Origin of the sequence: Vibrio sp. 10N.239.311.G01, assembly GCF_041465805.1 — a bacterium.
GTDB classification, from domain to species: Bacteria; Pseudomonadota; Gammaproteobacteria; order Enterobacterales; family Vibrionaceae; genus Vibrio; species Vibrio crassostreae_C.
In genome coordinates this window covers 22352-44390 of the sequence record NZ_JBFSRM010000009.1, presented here as the reverse complement: position 1 = coordinate 44390, position 22039 = coordinate 22352, and the positions used below count along the sequence as shown (strand labels likewise).

Annotated in this window: 22 protein-coding genes and 1 other RNA gene; 16 read left to right on the top strand and 7 right to left on the bottom strand. The window is 45.7% G+C overall.

The annotated features are described in order from the left end of the window. Positions 1–8: 8 nt before the first annotated feature. The 3 genes from degS to zapG form a co-directional block, all read right to left on the bottom strand. Positions 9–1073, bottom strand: coding sequence for an outer membrane-stress sensor serine endopeptidase DegS (gene degS / locus AB6D06_RS09375; protein WP_017061430.1), 1065 nt, complete (start codon positions 1071–1073; stop codon positions 9–11). A gap of 158 nt (positions 1074–1231) precedes the next feature. Further along, entirely contained in the window at positions 1232–2587 is a 1356-nt protein-coding gene (locus AB6D06_RS09370) for a Do family serine endopeptidase (protein ID WP_017061431.1), read from the bottom strand. 126 nt (positions 2588–2713) lie between these two features. Continuing rightward, positions 2714–3169 carry a Z-ring associated protein ZapG gene (zapG, locus tag AB6D06_RS09365; RefSeq protein WP_017061432.1) on the bottom strand — a complete coding sequence of 152 codons (456 nt, stop codon included), beginning with the start codon at positions 3167–3169 and terminating at the stop codon, positions 2714–2716. A 219-nt stretch (positions 3170–3388) separates the two neighbouring features. Between zapG and zapE the strand changes: the two genes are divergently transcribed. From zapE to sspB, 8 genes are all read left to right on the top strand, one after another. Beyond that, positions 3389–4492 carry a cell division protein ZapE gene (zapE, locus tag AB6D06_RS09360; protein WP_017061433.1) on the top strand — a complete coding sequence of 368 codons (1104 nt, stop codon included), beginning with the start codon at positions 3389–3391 and terminating at the stop codon, positions 4490–4492. A 247-nt stretch (positions 4493–4739) separates the two neighbouring features. Beyond that, the gene (gene rplM / locus AB6D06_RS09355; RefSeq protein ID WP_010434689.1) at positions 4740–5168 is read left to right on the top strand and encodes a 50S ribosomal protein L13; all 429 of its coding nucleotides are present in this window, start codon (positions 4740–4742) and stop codon (positions 5166–5168) included. A gap of 13 nt (positions 5169–5181) precedes the next feature. After that, positions 5182–5574, top strand: a complete 393-nt coding sequence (gene rpsI / locus AB6D06_RS09350; protein WP_004740758.1) for a 30S ribosomal protein S9 — start codon at positions 5182–5184, stop codon at positions 5572–5574. A 330-nt stretch (positions 5575–5904) separates the two neighbouring features. After that, positions 5905–6495: a ubiquinol-cytochrome c reductase iron-sulfur subunit gene (gene petA / locus AB6D06_RS09345; RefSeq protein WP_372100406.1), complete on the top strand. Its 591-nt coding sequence runs from the start codon at positions 5905–5907 to the stop codon at positions 6493–6495. Beyond that, a complete protein-coding gene (locus AB6D06_RS09340) occupies positions 6495–7760 on the top strand; it encodes a cytochrome bc complex cytochrome b subunit (RefSeq protein WP_017061435.1) in 1266 nt (421 codons plus the stop codon). The genes petA and AB6D06_RS09340 overlap by 1 nt, the downstream gene beginning before the upstream one ends. Continuing rightward, a complete protein-coding gene (locus tag AB6D06_RS09335) occupies positions 7757–8494 on the top strand; it encodes a cytochrome c1 (RefSeq protein ID WP_017061436.1) in 738 nt (245 codons plus the stop codon). Before AB6D06_RS09340 ends, AB6D06_RS09335 begins: the two co-directional genes overlap by 4 nt. A gap of 97 nt (positions 8495–8591) precedes the next feature. Next, on the top strand, positions 8592–9227 hold the full coding sequence (gene sspA / locus AB6D06_RS09330; RefSeq protein WP_009848943.1) for a stringent starvation protein SspA: 636 nt from the start codon (positions 8592–8594) through the stop codon (positions 9225–9227). A gap of 6 nt (positions 9228–9233) precedes the next feature. Next, positions 9234–9728 carry a ClpXP protease specificity-enhancing factor gene (gene sspB / locus AB6D06_RS09325; protein ID WP_372100404.1) on the top strand — a complete coding sequence of 165 codons (495 nt, stop codon included), beginning with the start codon at positions 9234–9236 and terminating at the stop codon, positions 9726–9728. Positions 9729–9826: 98 nt separating this feature from the next. On the opposite strand, the gene AB6D06_RS09320 is transcribed toward sspB, so the two are convergent. Genes AB6D06_RS09320 through AB6D06_RS09305 form a run of 4 tightly spaced genes read right to left on the bottom strand, consistent with a single transcriptional unit; the run spans position 9827 to position 13244 of the window. Next, entirely contained in the window at positions 9827–10432 is a 606-nt protein-coding gene (locus AB6D06_RS09320; RefSeq protein WP_004729818.1) for a BON domain-containing protein, read from the bottom strand. A 16-nt stretch (positions 10433–10448) separates the two neighbouring features. Then, on the bottom strand, positions 10449–11039 hold the full coding sequence (locus AB6D06_RS09315) for a phosphoheptose isomerase (RefSeq protein ID WP_004729817.1): 591 nt from the start codon (positions 11037–11039) through the stop codon (positions 10449–10451). 2 nt (positions 11040–11041) lie between these two features. Then, positions 11042–11440, bottom strand: a complete 399-nt coding sequence (locus AB6D06_RS09310) for a YraN family protein (protein WP_102566693.1) — start codon at positions 11438–11440, stop codon at positions 11042–11044. Further along, a complete protein-coding gene (locus AB6D06_RS09305) occupies positions 11427–13244 on the bottom strand; it encodes a penicillin-binding protein activator (RefSeq protein WP_017087502.1) in 1818 nt (605 codons plus the stop codon). The genes AB6D06_RS09310 and AB6D06_RS09305 overlap by 14 nt, the downstream gene beginning before the upstream one ends. Positions 13245–13305: 61 nt before the next feature. On the opposite strand from AB6D06_RS09305, the gene rsmI reads away from it, so the two are divergent. From rsmI to mraY, 8 genes are all read left to right on the top strand, one after another. Further along, positions 13306–14172 carry a 16S rRNA (cytidine(1402)-2'-O)-methyltransferase gene (rsmI, locus tag AB6D06_RS09300; protein WP_086714228.1) on the top strand — a complete coding sequence of 289 codons (867 nt, stop codon included), beginning with the start codon at positions 13306–13308 and terminating at the stop codon, positions 14170–14172. A gap of 195 nt (positions 14173–14367) precedes the next feature. Beyond that, positions 14368–14807: RNase P RNA component class A (rnpB, locus tag AB6D06_RS09295), an RNA gene on the top strand. Positions 14808–15035: 228 nt separating this feature from the next. Next, positions 15036–15986 carry a 16S rRNA (cytosine(1402)-N(4))-methyltransferase RsmH gene (gene rsmH / locus AB6D06_RS09290; RefSeq protein WP_372100401.1) on the top strand — a complete coding sequence of 317 codons (951 nt, stop codon included), beginning with the start codon at positions 15036–15038 and terminating at the stop codon, positions 15984–15986. 3 nt (positions 15987–15989) lie between these two features. Next, positions 15990–16307 carry a cell division protein FtsL gene (ftsL, locus tag AB6D06_RS09285; protein WP_019824585.1) on the top strand — a complete coding sequence of 106 codons (318 nt, stop codon included), beginning with the start codon at positions 15990–15992 and terminating at the stop codon, positions 16305–16307. Then, positions 16304–18061, top strand: coding sequence for a penicillin-binding transpeptidase domain-containing protein (locus AB6D06_RS09280; RefSeq protein ID WP_372110139.1), 1758 nt, complete (start codon positions 16304–16306; stop codon positions 18059–18061). Before ftsL ends, AB6D06_RS09280 begins: the two co-directional genes overlap by 4 nt. Positions 18062–18079: 18 nt before the next feature. Beyond that, positions 18080–19564 carry a UDP-N-acetylmuramoyl-L-alanyl-D-glutamate--2,6-diaminopimelate ligase gene (gene murE / locus AB6D06_RS09275; protein WP_372100399.1) on the top strand — a complete coding sequence of 495 codons (1485 nt, stop codon included), beginning with the start codon at positions 18080–18082 and terminating at the stop codon, positions 19562–19564. Then, positions 19564–20937, top strand: a complete 1374-nt coding sequence (murF, locus tag AB6D06_RS09270; RefSeq protein ID WP_372100397.1) for a UDP-N-acetylmuramoyl-tripeptide--D-alanyl-D-alanine ligase — start codon at positions 19564–19566, stop codon at positions 20935–20937. Before murE ends, murF begins: the two co-directional genes overlap by 1 nt. Beyond that, on the top strand, positions 20934–22016 hold the full coding sequence (gene mraY / locus AB6D06_RS09265; protein ID WP_004735991.1) for a phospho-N-acetylmuramoyl-pentapeptide-transferase: 1083 nt from the start codon (positions 20934–20936) through the stop codon (positions 22014–22016). Before murF ends, mraY begins: the two co-directional genes overlap by 4 nt. The last annotated feature ends 23 nt before the right edge of the window (positions 22017–22039 follow it).

Sequence of the window (22039 nt, the reverse complement as noted above, 5' to 3'; positions counted from 1 at the left end):
AGTTTGCTCTACAGGCGAGTATCTTCGGCGATGGTCACCTTTAAGGTTTTGCTTTCACCTTGGCGCAATATACCCACATCGATAACTGTACCAGGTCGCAGGTCGGTAACGATGTCCATTACACTCTGGCGACCATTTACTTGGTTATCGTTGATACTGACAATAATGTCTTGAGCTTCAAAACCCGCATCGGCAGCCGGACCATTAGGGTCTATCCCCAACACAACGATCCCGCCGATATTCTTAGTACCCAACATGCGTGAGGTGACTGAGTTGATGTCTTGTCCATCGATACCAATATAGCCACGAATCACACGACCATCGGCGATGATCTTTTCCATGATTTTATTAGCAAGCGGATAGGGGATAGCGAATGAGATCCCATAGGTTTCCATGTCGGTAGCTTGCTGGAAAGAGGCGGTATTGATACCGACTAGCTCACCTTGTGAGTTCACCAGTGCGCCACCTGAGTTACCTTCATTGATTGCCGCATCGGTCTGGATAAAGGCTTGATGGCCATCGGCACTGATCGAAGAACGGCCGGTTGCAGAGATGATACCAAAGGTTGTTGTTTGACCTAGGTTGTATGGGTTACCGATAGCTAGTACAACATCACCGACATTGGCTTTGTAATTAGGATTGAGTGGGATCACCGGTAGATTATCACCGCTGACTCTAAGTATCGCGATATCGGTGCGTTTGTCTGAACCGACAAGTTGCGCAGCTGCTACTCGGCCATCTTGAAGTGCCACAACTATTTGGTCTGCTTGAGCCACCACATGGAAGTTGGTAATGATGTAGCCTTTCTCGCTAACAATCACCCCAGAGCCCAAACCTTGTGTGAGCAGTTTGTTTCGATCGCTTTCAGCGTATTTACGGCTATAAATGTTAACCACTGCAGGCGCCGCGCGGCGAACTGCTTGGTTAAATGAAATCTGAAGAGAGCCAATATTATCGACTTTAGGGCTAGTGACGTCAGCGACAATCGCTGGTCTTAAGCTCGGGAAGGCGAGAAGAATAAGCGCCGCTGAAACGAGTCCAAGGGAAATAGAACGAAATAGAAAGGACAGCATGTTTCCCTCTTCAACAAGTAAGGTGTGAAGCCTCCATCAATGGATGACTGATTTGATTACAAGTGAAGCATAGCATTTTGATTGATCTAAAGAAAAGGGAGACTGAGTAAGTTTAAAGCAAACTTACTGAGCCTCCCTGTAATTGCGCTGACGTAAGACTATCGAATCACAAGATAGATAGTTCGGTCGCCTCGCTGGATATTAAGCGCCAGTACACCAGGTTGTTTTTCAAGAATCTCTCTAAACTCAGCAAGGTTCTTAACGGGCTGGCGGTTTACTCCGATGATGATGTCATCTTTCAGGAGTTGATAGGCTTCGGCTGGTGAACCTTGAGCAACATTCGATACCTTGACGCCCGTTGCAGAGTCACTCTCTGTTGTGTTGGTTAACTCAGCACCAGCTAGTCCTTCATGGAGCTTCTCAGCTTGTGTTTTATTATTGGTGGATTCACCAAGCGTCACATCAAAGGTTTTGCTCTTACCGTCACGAACCACACCCAGTTCAATCTGCTTACCAGCGCCGAGTGTTGCGACCTTAGCTCTTAACTCGCTGAAGGTATCAATGCGTTTGCCATTAATAGAGACAATAATATCACCCGCTTTCAGTCCTGCTTTATCGGCTGCGCTGTCAGGGACGATTTGGCTAACAAAGGCGCCCTTGCTTGATTCATAACCGAGTGCTTCTGCCAATTCAGAGGTCACTTCTCCGCCTTGAACGCCAAGCATGCCGCGTTTTACTTCACCGAAGTCGAGAATTTGTTCTGTCAGGTTTGTCATCATATTAGAAGGGATTGCAAAGCCGATACCGACATTACCTCCGTTAGGGCCAAGAATGGCGGTGTTGATACCAATTAGCTCACCGTTAAGGTTCACTAGCGCACCACCAGAGTTGCCGCTGTTGATTGCTGCATCGGTTTGAATGAAGTTTTCAAAGTTTTCTAGATTCAGGCCGCTACGGCCGAGTGCAGAAACAATACCGGATGTCACGGTTTGCCCAAGTCCGAATGGGTTACCGATCGCGACACTAAAATCACCAACTCTTAGTTTGTCTGAGTCTGCGACTTTTATCTGGGTCAGGTTTTTGGCTTCTTCTAATTTTAGCAGTGCGATATCAGACATCTGGTCGCCGCCGATTAGCTCAGCATCGTACTCTCGACCATCATGCAGTTTTACTTTGATATCGTCCGCACCATTAATGACATGGTAATTGGTCACGATATGACCTTTCTCGGCGTCAATGATGACACCAGAGCCTAATCCGCGGAAGGGACGCTCTCGTGTTTGTTCTGGACCAAAAAAGAATTGAAATTGTTCAGGGATTTGCTGACGTTGTACCTGTTTGCCTTCTACGGCAATACTAACCACAGCGGGGGTCACTTGTTCAAGCATAGGAGCAAGGCTCGGTAATTGTTCATTACCCACACTTAATGGCAGTGCGGCTGTTGCTTTAATGGGGGTGATGATTGAACTTAAGCTTAAAGTTAGCACTGATAAAGCAAGCAAAGGTTTTTTCATCATAAACTCCTCTCTAGTTAAGGTCTTAACCCTCTTATACGTTTAATAAGTATGATAAGTTTCAAATGACCTGAGTGAAAGTTATGACTCAAAAACCTTTGTAAAGTTCACAGAAGTGTTAAATGTTTACGATGCTTTTGCTGTAACAACATCGGGAGCATTCATGATTTCTTTCTTCTGCTCTGTAAATAAACCGGTTGCGCCATTAGCGTAATCTTTCGGTTGTTCCTCAAGTGTCGCCTCTTTTACTGAAGGCTTCTCTTGTGGCTTGTCCGAATGGGCAGCGGCTGTTTTCACAAACGGGTTATCTTGCTCTGGCAGGTTAGGAATCAGCTCTGAGCTTGTTTTTTCCATGTGTTGGTACAGTTTTGTGTAGTCTTTACCTAATGTGTCCAACATTTCTGCTGATTTCGCAAAGTGATCAGCCAGCTCTTGTCGCTGCTGCTCAAGGGCAAACTTTGCGCTATCCAATTCTTTCTGTACGTTCTTTTGTTTTTTGTATTCAGGTGTCATGAGACGAGAAATAGCGACCCCTAAAATAACTCCGACTAGTAAACCGGCAACGGCATACATCCAAGGCATAACAGCTCCTTATTATTGTTTTTTAACATGTTTGTTACTGCTTAGTTACACGTGATACGGCTCCATGGTACTATGAGAAAGCCGCAGTATAAAGAGAAATGCGTGTGCGCTAGTTAGCAGTTTGATGCTGCATTATTCACCACATCACGTTATTCCTCGTACTGTTTGGGCTCATTTTTAGTTGTTGTCTGATATTGCTTTCATTGTGGAAATGTCGTCATGAATCCCATTAAAAAATACGAACAAGATATAAAAGAACATGGATTTCAAAGAGATCCAGCACAAGAGCAAGCCGTAAAATCTTTAGATGAACTCTTTCATCAATTTCAAGATTACATGAATACGCCCATTCCTCAACTGACTCGCTTCCAGAAATTACTAGGCAAAAAGCCAGAACTGCCACAACCACCGAAAGGTCTCTATTTTTGGGGTGGCGTAGGGCGAGGAAAAACGTACCTAATGGATACGTTCTATGATGCCTTACCGACCACTAAAAAAATGCGTGTTCACTTTCACCGCTTTATGTATCGAGTTCATGATGAGCTAAAGGCGCTAGGTAATGTGAGTGATCCATTGCCTTTAGTCGCAGACAAGTTGAAGGAAGAAGCGGACATTATCTGTTTCGACGAATTCTTTGTTTCAGACATCACCGATGCGATGATCCTAGGAACCTTGTTCCAAGAGTTATTCGCTCGAAACGCTATCTTGGTTGCGACCTCTAATATTCCACCTGCGGATCTGTATCGCAACGGGTTACAGCGAGCGCGTTTCTTACCTGCCATCAAGCTCATTCAAGACAACTGTCATATCCTTAATGTCGATAGTGGTATTGACTATCGTCTACGTACCTTAGAACAGGCTGAGATTTACCATTACCCGCTAGATAGCCAAGCGAATATTAATCTCGAAAAGTATTACGCTCAGCTCGTTGGTGAAGATAAAGAGAAGCTTAAGCAGATAGAGGTTAACCACCGTCAATTAGATGTAGTCGAAGCGAGTGATGGCGTACTGCATGGTACCTTTGCTCAGCTTTGTCAGTCGGCTCGTAGCCAGAACGACTATATTGAGTTGTCTCGGGTTTATCACACAGTTCTATTGGCGGATGTATTGCAAATGGGCGCGACTTCAGATGACGCTGCGAGGCGCTTCATTGCATTAGTTGATGAGTTCTACGAGCGCAATGTGAAGCTGATTATTTCAGCGGAAGTGGAGCTAGAAAAGCTATACACCCATGGTCAGCTAGAGTTTGAATTTAAACGTTGTCAGTCGCGTTTAATTGAAATGCAGAGCCATGAATATTTGGCAAAAGAACACTTAAGTTAGCTTTGATTATCTCGAATAAGAAATAGAATTAAAAAAATCGTGATTTTGTTCAAAAAGAGGTGATTTTTTCTTCGCTCTTCTCTATAATCCTGCGACCTACCGTTACTGCGGGCCTCTAGCGATGAGTAAAATCACGTTATGCCAAGAGTTTTCCAACACTCGAAGGGGTGATGAATGGTAACTCTTAGACAGTGGGAATACGCGAGTATTCCTTAAGTGTAAATTTTTTAAATAGGTAATTATTAGCATGAAAACTTTCGTTGCTAAACCAGAAACTGTAAAACGCGACTGGTATGTTGTAGACGCTGAAGGCAAAACTCTTGGCCGTCTAGCAAGTGAAATCGCTTCTCGCCTACGCGGCAAGCACAAAGCAGAATACACTCCTCACGTAGACACTGGTGATTACATCATCGTTGTTAACGCTGAGAAAGTTGCTGTAACTGGTAACAAAGCTAAGGGTAAGGTTTACTACCGTCACTCAGAGTTCCCAGGTGGTCTTAAAACTATCACTTTTGAAAAGCTAATTGCTAAGAAACCAGAAATGGTTCTAGAACTAGCAGTTAAAGGTATGCTTCCACGTGGTCCTCTAGGCCGCGCGATGTACCGTAAGCTTAAAGTGTACGCTGGTACTGAGCACAACCATGTTGCTCAACAGCCACAAGTACTAGACATCTAAGGGGATTATGAAAATGGCAGAGAATCAATACTACGGCACTGGTCGTCGCAAAAGCTCAGCAGCTCGTGTTTTCATCAAACCAGGCTCTGGTGAGATCGTAATCAACAAGCGTAGCCTTGATGTTTACTTCGGTCGTCCAACTTCTCGTATGGTTGTTAAGCAACCTCTTGAGCTAGTTGAACTAACTGAGAAACTTGACCTTTACATCACTGTTTCTGGTGGTGGTATTTCTGGTCAAGCTGGCGCAATCCGCCACGGTATCACTCGCGCTCTTATGGAGTACGATGAAACTCTACGTCCTGCTCTACGTGCAGCTGGCTACGTTACTCGTGACGCTCGTTGCGTTGAACGTAAGAAAGTTGGTCTACGTAAAGCACGTCGTAAACCTCAATTCTCTAAGCGTTAATTTTTCTTTACGAAAAAGTACACGCCCCCAGTTTTACGACTGGAATTGTGGTTCAAAGCTCGGCTATATGCCGGGCTTTTTGTTTTTATACCCCCTCTAAACGCTTTCCCTTCCTCGTTTTATTTCCAAATTCTTATATTTTGAAAGCTTTTGTAACCCAATGTGCGCTTTGCCTCATGATTGTTACAAAAAGGTAGCTTTATCTTGTCAAAAAGTAGGGTTTTATTTATCATTTGCCGTCAATAAATAGAACTAAATACATATTTTGTTAGCCATGCTCTTTAATCGGAATTATTTCAATCCACAAGGAGCAAATGGGAGAATGTTTGGATGAGCAACGCGCCTTTAAATAACGGTCGCAGGCGTTTCTTAACCGCAACAACAGCCGTTGTTGGTGGTTTAGGAGCAGCTGCTGTAGCCGTGCCTTTTATTAAATCATGGAATCCGAGTGCCAAGGCGAAAGCTGCGGGCGCGCCGGTGGAAGTGGAAGTTAGTAAGTTAGAACCGGGACAAATGGTTCGTGTCGAGTGGCAAGGTAAACCTGTATGGGTTGTACGCCGTGCTGAGTCGGTACTAGAAAACCTAAAATCGATCGGTGGTCAACTTCGTGACCCTCAATCTGAAGCTGAACAACAACCAGAATACGCACAGAACGAGTTCCGTTCAATTAAGCCGGAATTCTTCGTTGCTGTTGGTTTCTGTACGCACTTAGGTTGTTCTCCAACTTACCTGCCGGATTCTTTTGCAGAACAAGTTCAGGGTGTTAAGTCTGGTTTCTTCTGTCCTTGTCATGGTTCAAAGTTTGATATGGCAGGTCGAGTATTCCAAGGCGTACCAGCTCCATTGAATCTTGTTGTACCAAAGCATATGTATTTGAGTGACACTAAGATCATGATCGGTGTGGACGAGGGAGACGTGTAATGCAAGGATTGCTTGATTGGGTAGAGAAACGTCTACCCGCGATGAATGCGTATAAAAAGCATTTATCTGAATACCCAATGCCTAAGAACTTTAACTTTTGGTACCTTTTCGGTTCTTTGGCAATGTTGGTATTGGTTAACCAAATCCTTACGGGTATTTGGCTAACAATGAACTACGTACCGTCAGGTGAGGGTGCATTTGCTTCTGTTGAATACATCATGCGTGATGTGGAATACGGTTGGCTACTACGTTACATGCACTCAACAGGTGCTTCGGCATTCTTCGTTGTTATCTACCTGCACATGTTCCGTGGCCTAATCTATGGTTCTTACCAAAAGCCTCGTGAGCTACTTTGGATCTTCGGTATGTTGATCTTCTTAGTGCTTATGGCTGAGGCTTTCATGGGTTACCTACTACCATGGGGTCAAATGTCTTACTGGGGTGCTCAGGTAATCATTTCTCTGTTTGGTGCGATCCCTGTTATCGGTGATGACCTAACGCTTTGGATCCGTGGTGACTACATCATCTCTGGTGCAACGCTGAACCGTTTCTTCGCACTGCACGTTATCGCTCTACCAATTGTACTTCTGCTGCTTATCGTACTTCACGTACTAGCACTGCACGAAGTGGGTTCGAACAACCCAGACGGTATTGAGACGAAACTTCCTAAAGGCACAATGGGCGACGACTACAAAACGCAGTTCCCATTCCACAAGGATTACACTAAGAAATACGACATCATTGACTCTATTCCTTTCCACCCATACGGGACCGTGAAAGATATGGTTGGTGTGGCCGGTTTCCTATTCTTCTTCTGTTATGTGCTGTTCTTTAACCCAGAGATGGGTGGATTCTTCCTTGAGCCGCCAAACTTTGAAGCTGCTAACCCACTGAAAACACCAGAGCACATCGCTCCGGTATGGTACTTCACGCCGTTTTACGCAATTCTGCGTGCTGTTCCTGATAAGTTGCTAGGTGTTGTAGCAATGGGCGCATCTATTGTTGTGCTATTCCTACTACCATGGTTCGACCGTTGTAAAGTGCGTTCTTACCGTTACCGTAGCAAACTGCATTTGATTAACATCATCCAATTCACAATAAGCTTTATTGCGCTTGGTGTACTTGGTGCGCTTCCAGCAACGCCAACATACACGCTACTGGCTCAAATCTTTAGCTTAGGTTACTTCATGTTCTTCGTTCTACTGTGGTTCTACAGTAAAAATGAAGCGACGAAACCATTACCAGAAAGGGTGACATTCAAATGAAAAAGTGGATTGTAATTTTATTTGCTATGTTGCCGTCACTGGTGATGGCAGCGGGTGCAAACGTACCATTAGACAAAGCGAACAATGATTTAACAGACAAAGCTTCATTGCAAAATGGCGCTAAGATGTTCATGAACTACTGTTTCGCTTGTCACTCAACGCAGTACCAGCGCTATGAACGTGTTGCGAATGATTTAGAGATCCCCGTTGATCTTATGAAGGAAAATCTGATTTTCGACCCTGAAGCGAAAATCGGTGACTTGATGGTTAATGCTATGCCTTCTGATCAAGCGGCAAGTTGGTTTGGTGCTCCGCCACCAGACCTAACATTGGTTGCTCGTGTTCGTGGCGCAGACTGGCTGTACACTTACCTTCGTACTTTCTATGAAGATCCGTCTCGTCCATTTGGCGTGAACAACATTGTTTTCCCAAGCGTTGGTATGCCGCACGTTCTTGAAGAACTGCAAGGTATCCCAACACCAATCTACGATACTCATATGGTAGATGGCGAGGAAGTGACGGTTGTTGTTGGCACTGAGACTGACGGCTCTGGCGAATTAAGTGCTGGTGAATACGACGAAGCAGTTCGTGACCTTGTTAACTTTTTGGTTTACTCGGGCGACCCAGTTCAACTTGAGCGTCACGCTATGGGTTGGTGGGTAATGGCCTTCTTAGTAATCTTCACTATCATCGTGATTTTGCTGAAGAAAGAGTATTGGCGTGATGTGCACTAATTGTGCTATAATACCGTGCTAATTCCCAAATTATGTTAATGTTCAATGGAGGCTTTAGGCCTCCATTGTTTTTATTTAAAGTGTACTGGAGGGCTCCATGGCTGTAGCTGCCAATAAACGTTCTGTAATGACTCTTTTCTCAAGTGCTTCTGATATGTATAGCCATCAGGTGCGCATCGTTCTTGCTGAAAAAGGCGTAAGTGTTGAAGTTGAGTTGGTTGATGAAAAAAATCTACCAGCAGAGCTTGTTGAACTGAACCCGTACAAATCAGTACCTACTCTTGTTGATCGTGAGCTTGCTCTATATGACTCGAAGATCATCATGGAATACCTAGATGAGCGTTTCCCTCATCCACCGTTGATGCCTGTATACCCGGTTGCTCGTGGTAACAGCCGTCTAATGATGTACCGCATTGAGCGTAACTGGTATTCAGTTGCAGAGAAGATCGTTAAAGGCAACGCTGAAGAATCTGAAGCAGCTCGCGTTAAACTGCGCAACGACCTACTGACTCTTGCTCCTATCTTCGCTGAGTATGAATACTTCATGAGCGAAGAGTTTAGCCTAATTGATTGTTACCTAGCTCCGCTATTATGGCGTTTACCTGAGCTTGGTATCGAACTAATTGGTCCTGGTTCTAAAGAGCTTAAGATTTACATGAACCGCGTATTCGAACGTGATTCATTCCTAGCTTCTCTAACTGAAGCTGAGCGTGAGATGCGACTCGTTCGCTAAGCGTTTATGGATATTTCTAATATGACTCCACGCCGACCATACATGCTTCGTGCATTTTATGAATGGCTGGTTGATAACGAACTAACTCCACACCTTGTTGTTGAAGCAACATTACCGGGTGTGCGAGTTCCAGAAGAGTTTGTTCAAGATGGTCAGATCATTCTGAACATCGCGCCTCGTGCGGTTGGACAACTTGAACTGGGTAACGAAGCTGTGACGTTTAGTGCTCGCTTTAGTGGTCGTCCACACTCTGTGATCGTTCCGCTTTACGCAGTTCAAGCGGTTTATGCTCGTGAGAATGGTGCTGGTACCATGTTTGAACCTGAAGAGGCTTACATGGAATCTTTTGAAGAAGGGATTGAAGAAAGTCCTTTTGAAGAACAAGAGAAAGGCCCATCTTTGAGCGTAGCAACGGCAGACTTAGATGCTGAAGAGCCTGACTCAGATCCTGAGCCTCCTCGTCCAGCAAAAGGTCGCCCAAGCCTTCGTGTTATCAAATAACGTTTAACGTTAGCTAAATAACGACTCAAATAAAAAAGCAGCGACTCGTCGCTGCTTTTTCTTTTCTGCTAAATAGCATTTAATTGGCTTGCTTAAGGCTAGTTAACGGCCGTCTCTTCTTCGCCATATTCAAACGCTCGAATCACCTGCTTTACGCCTGAAACATTACGCGCAACTTCTGTCGCGATATCAGCATGCTCTCTAGATACTAACCCAAGTAAAAACACCTCTGAATCTTCAGTGATGACTTTAACCTTGATGCCGTTGAGATCAGCGTTTGCTAAAAGAGCTGATTTCACCTTGGTAGTAATCCAGCTATCGTTACTAATAGCACTGATGGTCAATGGCTCTTTTACTCGCACCTGATTATGGATGCTTTCTACGCCTGCCACTTCTTTGGCTTGGTTTTCAAACGCGCGACGCTCTGAGTCAGTGGTCGCTTGCCCCATCAATACAACCGAACCTCGGTAAGAGCTCGCTGTGATACGAACGTTGCCACGATATGGCTGCTTGTTGGTGATGGCTGCGACTTCAAATTCGATATTGTTATCGTTCCAGATTTGTTTGGTGGTTCGTGTGTCAGTGACTAAGTTCGCTGTGGTTGCAGCACCAGCAATGAAAATGCCAGCACAACCAGACAGGGACAGTGTAAGTAGCGAAACACTAATCAGCTTAAACAGCCTCATAGAGGTTAATGATTTCATTGTGATGCTCCGTATATCACTCTTCGTGAGCAGGGAAGAGTACTTGATCGATTAGGTCACATAGGCAATGCAGTGTCACCATGTGTACTTCATGAATGCGTGCTGTACGGTGTGAAGGGATACGAATTTCTACATCGTGTTCGCCCAATAAGCCTGCCATTTCACCACCATCTTTACCCGTAAAGGCGATGATCGTCATGTCACGTGTTACCGCTGCTTCCATCGCTTTAATGATGTTTTTGCTGTTACCGCTAGTAGAGATAGCCAGTAAAATATCGCCAGTTTGACCAAACGCACGTACCTGCTTAGAGAAGATCTCTTCGTAGTGATAGTCGTTGGCTACTGCCGTTAGCGTGGTGTTGTCTGCTGTGAGAGCCATTGCTGGGAGGCTAGGGCGCTCGGTTTCAAAGCGATTAAGTAGGCACGATACAAATTGCTGAGCATTCGACGCCGAACCACCATTACCACAACAAAGAATTTTGTTTCCGTTAAGCAAGGTCGCAACCATTGCTTGAGCGGCATGCGTAATTGCGTCTGGCAGTGCTTCTGCAGCCGCAATTTGGATCTGAATACTTTCTGTAAAACTTTCTTTAATGCTGTCTAGCATGTTTATCCTTGGGTAATCGCGTTTTGAATCCAGTCGATATTGTCATTCGGCCCTTCTATGGCAACGATATCAAACCTGAAATCTGTAGAGTGTACCGACAAGCCTTGCTGCATAAGCCAAACATTGGCTGTTTTGAGCAGCTTCTGTGACTTCTTTGCTGTCACCATTTCGACGGCATGTCCGTAGCGGGTTTGCTTGCGGTATTTTACCTCAGCAAACACAACCGTATTGTTATGGCGCATTATAAGATCAATCTCGCCACATTTAGCTATGAAGTTTTCTTGAATTAACGATAATCCGTGGCTAACTAAATAATTTTTAGCCACGGCCTCGTATTTATCACCCACTTGTTTGTGGGTGATTGTTGGTTTGGACAGGTACTTTCGGCTAAAAAGCCCCATGCTCTGCCCAGCTGATTTCACGTTGAACAACACAGTTGTTGTCGATGGTTAACACGCCGGTTTCACCTGGAATGCTGTAACCCTGTACGGCTTTCATCTGTGGCAATGCATCCATTAGGTAGTAGGCATCCATCCCCAGTGCTTGCAGACGTTTTTGGCCGTTTGAATGTGCAGGCCATAGGTCGTTTAGCTCTTTGTTAAGCTCGTTCTTGCTCTCAACCAATAGTGGGATGTCACTGTAGAACACACCCGTTAGATCTTCGTACTGCTTGTCACCGCTGTTGCTGCGTGAGTTTGAGAACAAGGCTGGTTGGTCAGCATCTGGGTTAATCGCGACTTCAATGAAAGGCTTAATCAACGTAAGCTCTGAGTTCTTCGCCACAATGTAAACAGAGTCGATATCACGACGGCTGCGCGGTTCAGTTTCTAGATCTAGGTTAAGTAGCCCGTCCATTTGAGCGATACGTTGTTGGCTCTCTTGTAAGCCGAATACCTGATTCACATTGCGCTGAAGTTGGCGCTTGTCAGAGAATAAGGTAATCGCGACTTCGTTGTTGCTGTATTTTTTCCACTCTTTCTCAAACGCTTGCTTAACGCGGTCACCTAAACGCCCTTTTGGCGCAAGAATAAGCGGGTACTTGTAGCCTTGAGCAAAAAGGTGTTTCGCTGCCTGAGCGACTTCTTGCTCTGGCGATAGAGCGAGATAGCAAATGTTGGTATCAGGTTCTAGCTGCGTCGGAATATTTAGAGCTAAAGCTGGAATCGAATTTTCGTGGTTTTTCTGCGCTTGCTGAAGCTTGGTAATATTGCTCTTAATCAGCGGGCCAACGATGAAATCTACCTTGTTCTCTTCCAGTGTCGCTTTAATTTCAGCAGCACTTTGTACGTTGGTGTCCATAACCGTTAGCGTTGCGTTTTCTTCGCGCTCTTTGTCATTCATCATCGCAAAGATGAAACCATCACGCACAAGCTGTGCTTGCTTGCCGTACTTACCCGTGAGCGGCAGTAATAGCGCAGTGCTGGTTGGTTTGCTGATCTCTAGCGCCAATATGTCAGTGATCGCCTGAGGTGTGTAGGTTGCTGCAGGATGACGAGGATTCTCAGCCAGCCAATCAGACAGAGTTTTCTGTAGGTCTGGAAGGTTAGAGTTCAGCGTCTTCATATAAATAGCCAGCTGTAACCAACCTGCTAGAACGTCTTCTGTCGGAGAAGTCTTAAGTTCTAGAATCTCATATTGAGAGTAGCTATTCAGGTTCTGCCAAATACGGTCGGCAGTTATCTGTTGGCTTTCGTCATCAGCGTCTACGTATTCTGAATAAAGGACTAACTCACGGCTTGCTTCGAAATACTCGCTTTGCATTTCAGAAATGTTAGCGCGTAGCTCGTGATAATCTTTCCACTGCTCGTTCGGAAGCTTCCACCAAGGCTGAAAGTTCAGCTGGCTGTACGCTTGCTGTGGTTGCGAGTTATTCACCAGCAGTTGAGCGCGAGCTAATTGCCATTCTGCTTGTTGAACTTCACTCAGCTCTTGTTTGGCTAAGCGCTTGATAAGCAGAGTCGCTTGATCGGTTTTTCCAGCTTGCACAGAAGCCTTAAGTGCCATGATTAACCAGTCGTTTTGTAGACTTCCTTTGCTACTATCCGCCTGCATCATGTAACTTTCAGTTGATTGCGCTGGATCTAGTGTAATATCAACACGCGTTGGTGCTTGAGGACCTGAAGAACAAGCCGCCAATGTAATTGCTAATGCAATTGGAGTTAGTAAGCGTGGTACACTGAGTCTCTTATGGTTCATCGTTGCCATGAGTTCTTTAAATTCCGTATAAATTTGTATCTATATTAATCGTTGAAGTGATGGTAAACAAATGACAGATAACAAAACCTTGCTCACAGAGAGCCCAACTCTCTACATTGTGCCAACCCCAATCGGAAATTTGGGAGATATCACTCAAAGAGCAATTGAAATTTTATCAAGTGTCGATGTTATTGCAGCCGAAGACACACGCCACACGGGTAAGCTGCTTGCTCACTTCAATATATCAACCAGAACGTTCGCTTTACATGATCATAATGAACAAACTAAAGCGCAAGTTCTAGTCGAAAGGTTATTAGAAGGTCAGTCTATCGCATTAGTCTCTGATGCGGGTACTCCTTTAATTAGTGACCCAGGTTACCATCTTGTCTCACAATGTCGTCAAGCGGGTGTGAGAGTTGTGCCACTTCCTGGTGCTTGTGCTGTGATTACCGCGTTAAGTGCTTCTGGTTTACCGTCAGATCGTTTCAGCTTTGAGGGCTTCTTACCGCCAAAGAGCAAGGGTCGCAAAGACAAGTTCTTAGAGATCGCAAAGGCAGAGCGCACGTGCATCTTCTATGAATCACCACACCGTATTTCAGATTCTCTACAAGACATGCTTGAGATTCTTGGCCCTGACCGTGAGGTTGTATTGGCGCGTGAGCTAACCAAAACCTTCGAAACCATCCAAGGGCTGCCACTTGGTGAACTTATTGAGTGGATTGAAGAAGACGCGAACCGTAAACGCGGTGAGATGGTGTTACTGATTCACGGCCACCGTGAAGAAGCGAGCACAGAACTGCCAGACGAAGCGACTCGCACACTAGGCATTCTAACCAAAGAGCTGCCTCTTAAAAAAGCGGCGGCGATGACGGCAGAAATCTACAACCTGAAAAAGAACGCGCTGTACAAGTGGGGCCTTGAGCACCTAGATGGTTAACGCTGAATAGATAAATAGCTGCTCAGTGTATAAGTCGCTAGAGTGCTATTTTAAAGCTTGTGAGGAATGAAGGTCGTCCCTTCATTCCTCTTTTTTTGTCTGGATTGTGTGAAATTCATGCGTTTACTTAGCGGTTTGCAGCATATTTGTGATCTCGCTAGACACTGCACTCTAATCTCTATACAATCCGCCCTCGGAGTTGAACGGGTAATCGCTGCTTTGCTGATGTCCTTCGGGAGACTGACGTTGAGGTCCTTCGGGAAACTGACGTTGAAGTCCTTCGGGAGACTGGCAGAGGGGAGGAACGTCCGGGCTCCATAGAGCAGGGTGCCAGATAACGTCTGGGGGGCGCGAGCCCACGACAAGTGCAGCAGAGAGAAGACCGCCGATGGCCTCATTTCTTCGGAAGAGGCACAGGTAAGGCTGAAAGGGTGCGGTAAGAGCGCACCGTGCGACTGGCAACAGTTCGTAGCAAGGTAAACTCCACCCGGAGCAAGATCAAATAGGCCCTCGCATTGCGCTGCTCGCGTATGGGGGCGGGTAGATTGCTTGAGCCTGTGAGCGATTGCAGGCCTAGACGAATGGTTACCACCGCGCAAGCGGAACAGAACCCGGCGTATGTGTCAACTCCACCTATATAAAGAACCCATCATTACTTAACCGTAGTGATGGGTTTTTTGCTTTATATTGACGTAAATTATTTAGATTTCCTTAAAATCTTTCACCCTGATATAAGCTTGGGTCAAAAATTCCAAATGCCTATACACAATATGGTGGAGATACAGCGTGAAATCAGTACACTAAAACGTTAATAGAACAAATTATTGCCGAACTAATGGCTCAATCCACTCACTGAGAAGACTATGACAGAAGCATTCAAACATATTTCAGTATTGCTTAACGAATCTATTGACGGACTTGCGATCAAACCTGACGGTACCTACATCGATGGTACTTTTGGCCGTGGTGGGCACAGCCGTACAATCCTGTCTAAACTGGGCGAGAATGGAAGACTCTTTAGTATCGACCGCGATCCACAAGCAATTGCTGAAGCTCAGAAGATTGATGACCCCCGTTTTACGATTATTCACGGCCCATTCTCAGGTATGGCTGAATATGCAGAGCGTTATGACTTAGTGGGTAAAGTGGATGGTGTTTTACTGGATTTAGGTGTGTCTTCACCACAGCTAGATGATGCTGAACGTGGCTTTAGCTTCATGAAAGACGGCCCGCTAGACATGCGTATGGATCCAACGACGGGTATTCCGGTTTCTCAGTGGCTAGTTGATGCGGATCTTGATGACATCACATGGGTTATCCGTGAGTTCGGTGAAGATAAACACGCTCGTCGTATCGCGAAGGGCATCATTGCTTATCAAGAGAACGAAGAGAACGAACCGTTAACACGTACTGGCCAATTGGCTAAGCTTATCTCTGATGTCGCTCCAAAGAACTTTAAAGAGAAAAAGCACCCAGCGACACGTGCTTTCCAAGCATTTCGTATCTACATTAATAGTGAACTTGAAGAGATCGATACCGCACTGAAAGGCGCTGCAAGTATTCTTGCTCCCCAAGGTCGTATCTCTGTTATCAGTTTTCACTCTCTTGAAGACCGTATGGTGAAGCGCTTCATCCGTAAAGAGAGTCAAGGGCCACAGGTTCCTCATGGTTTACCGCTAACCGAAGATCAAATTAAAGCTTTAGGTAGTGCCGATCTAAAACCAATTGGTAAAGCGATCAAGCCTTCTAAAGATGAAGTGGATGAGAATACTCGTTCGCGTAGCTCAGTATTACGAATCGCAGAAAAGCTATAGTCAATGAAGACCTCCAAACCAAACTTAGCCAAGATAATATTTTTTGATTTGATCTCCGTGGGCAAGGTCCCATTGATGCTTCTTATCTGTATCTTCGCGAGTGCGATGGGGGTCGTTCTTACGACACATATGTCACGTCAGGCGATCACGCAAAAAGACACGGCGTTGGTGGAGCGAGAACAGCTTGATGATGAGTGGCGAAATTTAATGCTTGAAGAGACGGCTCTGGCTGAACATAGTCGCGTTCAAGCATCGGCAAAAAGAGAGCTAGACATGAAACGTCCAGACTCTGAAAAAGAAGTTGTGATCACACTGAAATGACCGGTAAAAAGGAAAAAGCACCCGCAAAAACCGTTAAGAAATCAACGAAAGAGCGTGTGACGAGCGAAAAGGATTCGGATCCAATTCTTATTAAATGGCGTTTCAACGTCGTTATTGCTTTCGTGTTTCTTGCCTTTGCTGCGCTGGTTGGTCGTGTGGCTTACATCCAAATTATTGAACCAGATAACTTAATTCGTCAGGGCGACCTTCGCTCGGTACGTGTTAAGGCAATTCCTTCTGCTCGCGGTATTATCTCAGACCGTAATGGCGAGCCGCTTGCTGTGAGTGTTCCAGTTGAAGCGGTATGGGCCGATCCTAAAACGATTTTCGATAAAAACGGCATGGCCCAAATTGATCGTTGGTACGCGTTAGCCGATGTACTTGGCTTAGAGCGACAATCGATGATCGACAAGATCTCTAGCAACAAATCCCGTCGTTTTATTTACCTGCAAAGACAAGTTAGCCCTGCAATGGCTAAGTATATCCGTGAGCTTAAGCTGGTGGGTGTTGGCCTGAAAGCTGAATCTCGACGTTACTATCCTGCAGGCGAAGTCAGTGCGCACCTTATCGGTGTTACCGGCATTGATGGACACGGCCTAGAAGGCGTTGAGCGCAGCTATGACAAGTGGCTCACAGGCGAGGCGGGTAAGCGAACGATTCGTAAAGACCGCTACGGACGTGTTGTTGAAAACATTGCTTTAGAAGAGCGTGAAGAAGGCAAACCACTCGAGCTAACGATCGATCAACGATTACAAGCGATCGCCTACCGAGCGATTAAACAGGCGGTGGCCGATCATAAGGCGACTTCTGGCTCTGCTATTTTGTTGGATGTAAAAACCGGCGCTGTGTTGGCGATGGTCAATGCCCCTTCTTATAACCCGAACAATCGTGCTGACTTACAAAGTTTTAAGATGCGTAACCGCGTACTTACTGATGCGATGGAGCCCGGCTCTACCGTGAAACCTTTTGTGGTTTTGGCAGCGCTAGAGAACGGTACTGCTGATCCAGATATCGTTCTTGATACTGGCAACGGCATCATGCAGATCGGTGGCAGTCGTGTGCGAGACTCGTCTAAAGTCGGTAAGGCTGATTTAGCACTGATCCTCAAGAAGTCGAGTAACATCGGTGTGGCGAAGTTGGCACTTAACATGCCTTTAGAAGCCCTGCTTGGGATGTACAGTTCTGTTGGTCTAGGCGAAATGTCTGGGCTGAACTTAATCGGTGAAACGAGCGGTATTTTCCCGAATCGTCGTCGCTGGTCTAAGTTTGAAATTGCAACACTATCATTCGGTTACGGTTTGTCTGTTACACCGATGCAGTTGGCACATGCGTATGCGACGCTAGCCAACAAAGGCATGTATGAACCGATTCATATTATTAAGAGTAACGACCAAGACTTTTCTAAGCAGATCATCAAGCGCGAGAACGCTGAACTGGTTTTGAATATGCTCGAAGGGGTGACTCAAAAAGGCGGCACAGCAACAAGAGCGGCGGTTCCTGGTTACCGAGTTGCAGCAAAAACGGGTACGTCTCGTAAGGCTGAAGCTGGCGGATACAGCGACGAATACATTGCGATTACCGCAGGTTTTGCCCCTGTTAGTGACCCAAGAGTCGCGTTGGTTGTTGTGGTCAATGAGCCTCAAGGTGACCTTTACTATGGCGGTTCAGTTGCTGCCCCCGTTTTTTCTGAAATCATGAAGGGTGCACTGCAAATACTGAATGTCCCTGCTGATGAAAACAAGTTTCAAGAATAGAGCCAATCAGGATTCAATATGAGTAATAGCCTCACGCTGTCATCTTTACTTTCTCCTTGGGGTGACTTTAGTTCACCTGAGCTGGATGCGATTGCCGTTGAACAGTTGGAGTTGGATAGTCGTGCCATCAAAGACGGCGATATTTTTGTTGCTGTAGTTGGGCATGCTGTTGATGGCCGTCGTTTCATCGACAAAGCGGTCGCACAGGGAACCAATGCCGTTATCGCACAAGCTGATGCTGAAAAGGCCCACGGTCTGATTGAGTGGTTGGATACTGTTCCAGTAATTTACATTAAAGACCTTAACTTGGTGTTATCTGAGTTGGCCGGTCGTGTTTACTCGTCTCAAGCGACTAAGTTGATTGGTGTTACCGGCACCAATGGCAAAACCACTATCACCCAATTGATTGTTCAATGGCTTGATCTTGTTGGTCAACGTTCTGCGGTAATGGGCACCACGGGTAATGGTTTTTTAGATAATCTAAAAACCGCGGCGAATACCACAGGCAGTGCGATTGAAATACAACGCACACTGAGTGAGTTAACGAAAGAAAACGCGGCTTACACAGCTATGGAAATATCTTCTCATGGTTTGGTGCAAGGTCGCGTTAAAGCCTTGGACTTCGAAGTCGGTGTATTCACTAATTTGAGCCGTGATCATCTTGATTACCATGGCACGATGGAAGAGTACGCTTTGGCTAAGAAGAGTCTGTTTACCGAACATAAATGCAAGCACGCTGTCATAAACGTTGATGACGAAGTAGGCAAAGCTTGGATGACAGATTTATCGAATGCGATTGCTGTTTCATTACTTCCATTAACGGACTACCAACAGTCGGTATGGGCATCTGATGTTGCTTATGCAGAAACTGGGATTAAGCTCTCTTTCGATGGTAGTTGGGGACAAGGCGATCTTTCTGTTCCATTAATTGGTCAGTTTAACGCATCAAATGTACTGGTTGCCTTTGCGACCTTGCTGTCATTAGGTATCGATAAGCAAATCTTGGTCGACACTGCGCCTCAGCTGCAACCTGTGATTGGCCGAATGGAGCTATTCCAAGTGCCGAACAAAGCAAAAGTGGTTGTCGATTACGCGCATACGCCAGACGCTTTAGAAAAAGCATTAGCAGCATTGCGAGTTCACTGTTCTGGAAAGTTGTGGGCTATCTTTGGCTGCGGCGGTGACCGTGACACTGGTAAGCGTCCTATGATGGCAGCGACCGCAGAGCAGTTCGCCGATAAAATCATTATTTCAGATGACAATCCTCGTAGCGAAGATCCTGCCTTGATTGTCAAAGACATGCTGGCAGGCTTAAACAAACCTGAATCTGCATTTGTGGAACACGATCGCTACCAAGCGGTTAAGTTCGCGCTTGAGCAGGCAGGCAGCAATGACATTATTCTTTTGGCTGGTAAAGGCCATGAGGATTACCAAGTATTAAAAGACGAAACGATCCATTACTCAGATCGAGAATCTGCGCTTCAACTTTTAGGTATTTCATAATGATTGATGTATCACTCGAACAGATTTGTTCAGCGGTCAGCGGTGAGTTGATTGAGGCTGGTAACTCAAACAATGCCGTAATTAATGCCGTTTCTACCGACACTCGCACCGTTGAAGAAGGTGCATTGTTTGTTGCTATCGTCGGAGAACGTTTCGATGCGCATGACTTTTGTCATCAAGCGGTTGAGGCAAATGCGAGTGCGTTGTTAGTCGAACGAAAACTTGACCTAAATATTACTCAAGTTGTTGTTGAAGACACTAAACTTGCTTTAGGTCAGCTAAGTGCTTGGATCCACAAACAATGTGATGTGCCAACCATGGCGATAACAGGAAGCTGTGGCAAAACAACCGTCAAAGAGATGGTGGCGAGCATTCTGCAACAACGTGGCAAGGTGTTGTTTACTGCGGGTAACTTCAATAATGATATTGGTGTACCACTAACCTTACTGCGCAGTGAGCCCAATGACGACTATGCCGTGATAGAACTGGGCGCGAACCATATTGGTGAAATCGCCTATACCACGCAACTTGTGAAACCGCAGGTGGCGTTGGTGAATAACGTAGCTGCCGCGCATCTAGAAGGCTTTGGCTCAATTGATGGTGTTAAACAAGCGAAAGGCGAAATTTTTCAGGGGCTTGCTGCTGGTGATACTGCTATTGTTAACCTAGAGAGCAATGGTGGTGACTTCTGGAAAGATGTGCTTGCAGACAAAAACGTACTGACATTTTCAGAAAGCGACAGTACGGCAGATTACTTTGCTAAGAATATTCGCATTAATGAGCAGGGCGAAGCTTGCTTTGAGATGCAAACGCCGCAAGGCGCTATACCGGTTGAGCTTGGCATTATTGGTCAGCATAACGTAGCGAATGCGTTGGCTGCAGCAGCGTTGAGTATCCAGTTTGGTGCCACGCTTGAAGAAGTAAAAAATGGTTTAGCGAATCTTATCTCTGTCAAAGGACGAGTTGAGGTTCAACAATTAAGTCAGAATATCAAGCTGATAGATGACAGTTATAACGCTAGCGTACCTGCGATGAAGGCGGCAGCCAAACTGCTGTCGAGCTTCAAAGGTCAGCGTTGGTTGATTTTAGGCAATATGGCTGAATTAGGCGACGAAAGCCTTGCACTTCACCGTCAAGTCGGTGAATATGCTGCCCCATTCGCTTTTGAGCATGTACTCACTTACGGTGATGATACCAAGGTGATTAGTGAGGTCTGTAATGGTACCCACTTTGCAACGCATCAAGCGATGATCGCGCACATAGAGCAGCACTTATGCTTGCCAGAAAACGCGTCACATACCTTGTTGGTAAAAGGCGCCAATAGTGCAGGAATGAGTAAAATAGCCGCTGCTTTAAAGGAGAACTTTTCATGATAATTTGGCTTGCAGAGCTACTACAGCCACACCTTTCTTTTTTCCGTTTGTTCGAATACCTATCGTTTCGTGCAATCGCGAGTATTTTGACGGCTTTATGTCTGTCGCTGTGGATGGGACCTCGTTTAATTGAGCGTCTGCAAATGCTACAAATTGGCCAAGTTGTTCGTAATGACGGCCCTGAATCTCACTTTAGCAAACGTGGTACACCAACCATGGGCGGCGTGATGATCCTAGCTGCCATTATTATTACAGTATTAATGTGGGCTGATCTTTCTAACCCTTACGTTTGGGCGGTATTAGTTGTACTTGCTGGTTATGGCGCGGTTGGTTTTGTTGATGACTACCGTAAAGTGGTTCGTAAGAACACCGATGGCTTGATTGCTCGCTGGAAGTACTTCTGGCAATCGGCTATTGCATTGGTTGTGGCATTTGCTCTGTATGCTCACGGGCACGATACTGCGGCAACTCAACTGGTGGTTCCTTTCTTTAAAGATGTGATGCCACAATTAGGTTTATTGTACATCGTACTGACTTATTTTGTTATTGTGGGTACCAGTAACGCGGTGAACCTAACAGACGGCCTAGATGGTTTGGCGATCATGCCAACGGTGATGGTTGCTGCTGGTTTTGCTGTGATTGCTTGGGCGACAGGTAACGTTAACTTCGCAGCATATCTACACATTCCATACATCCCATACACTTCTGAGCTTGTGGTTGTATGTACTGCTATCGTCGGTGCAGGCCTAGGTTTCCTATGGTTCAACACCTACCCAGCTCAAGTATTCATGGGCGATGTTGGTTCGCTAGCACTGGGCGGTGCATTGGGTGTGATTGCTGTGTTAGTTCGCCAAGAATTGGTACTGGTTATCATGGGCGGTGTATTTGTAATGGAGACTCTGTCAGTGATTCTGCAGGTGGGCTCTTACAAATTGCGTGGTCAGCGTATTTTCCGCATGGCACCGATTCACCACCACTATGAACTGAAAGGTTGGCCAGAGCCGCGTGTTATCGTGCGTTTTTGGATCATCTCAATGGTATTAGTACTGGTTGGCCTAGCGACACTGAAAGTTCGTTAATCCTGTGTGAGCCTCTGAGTAGG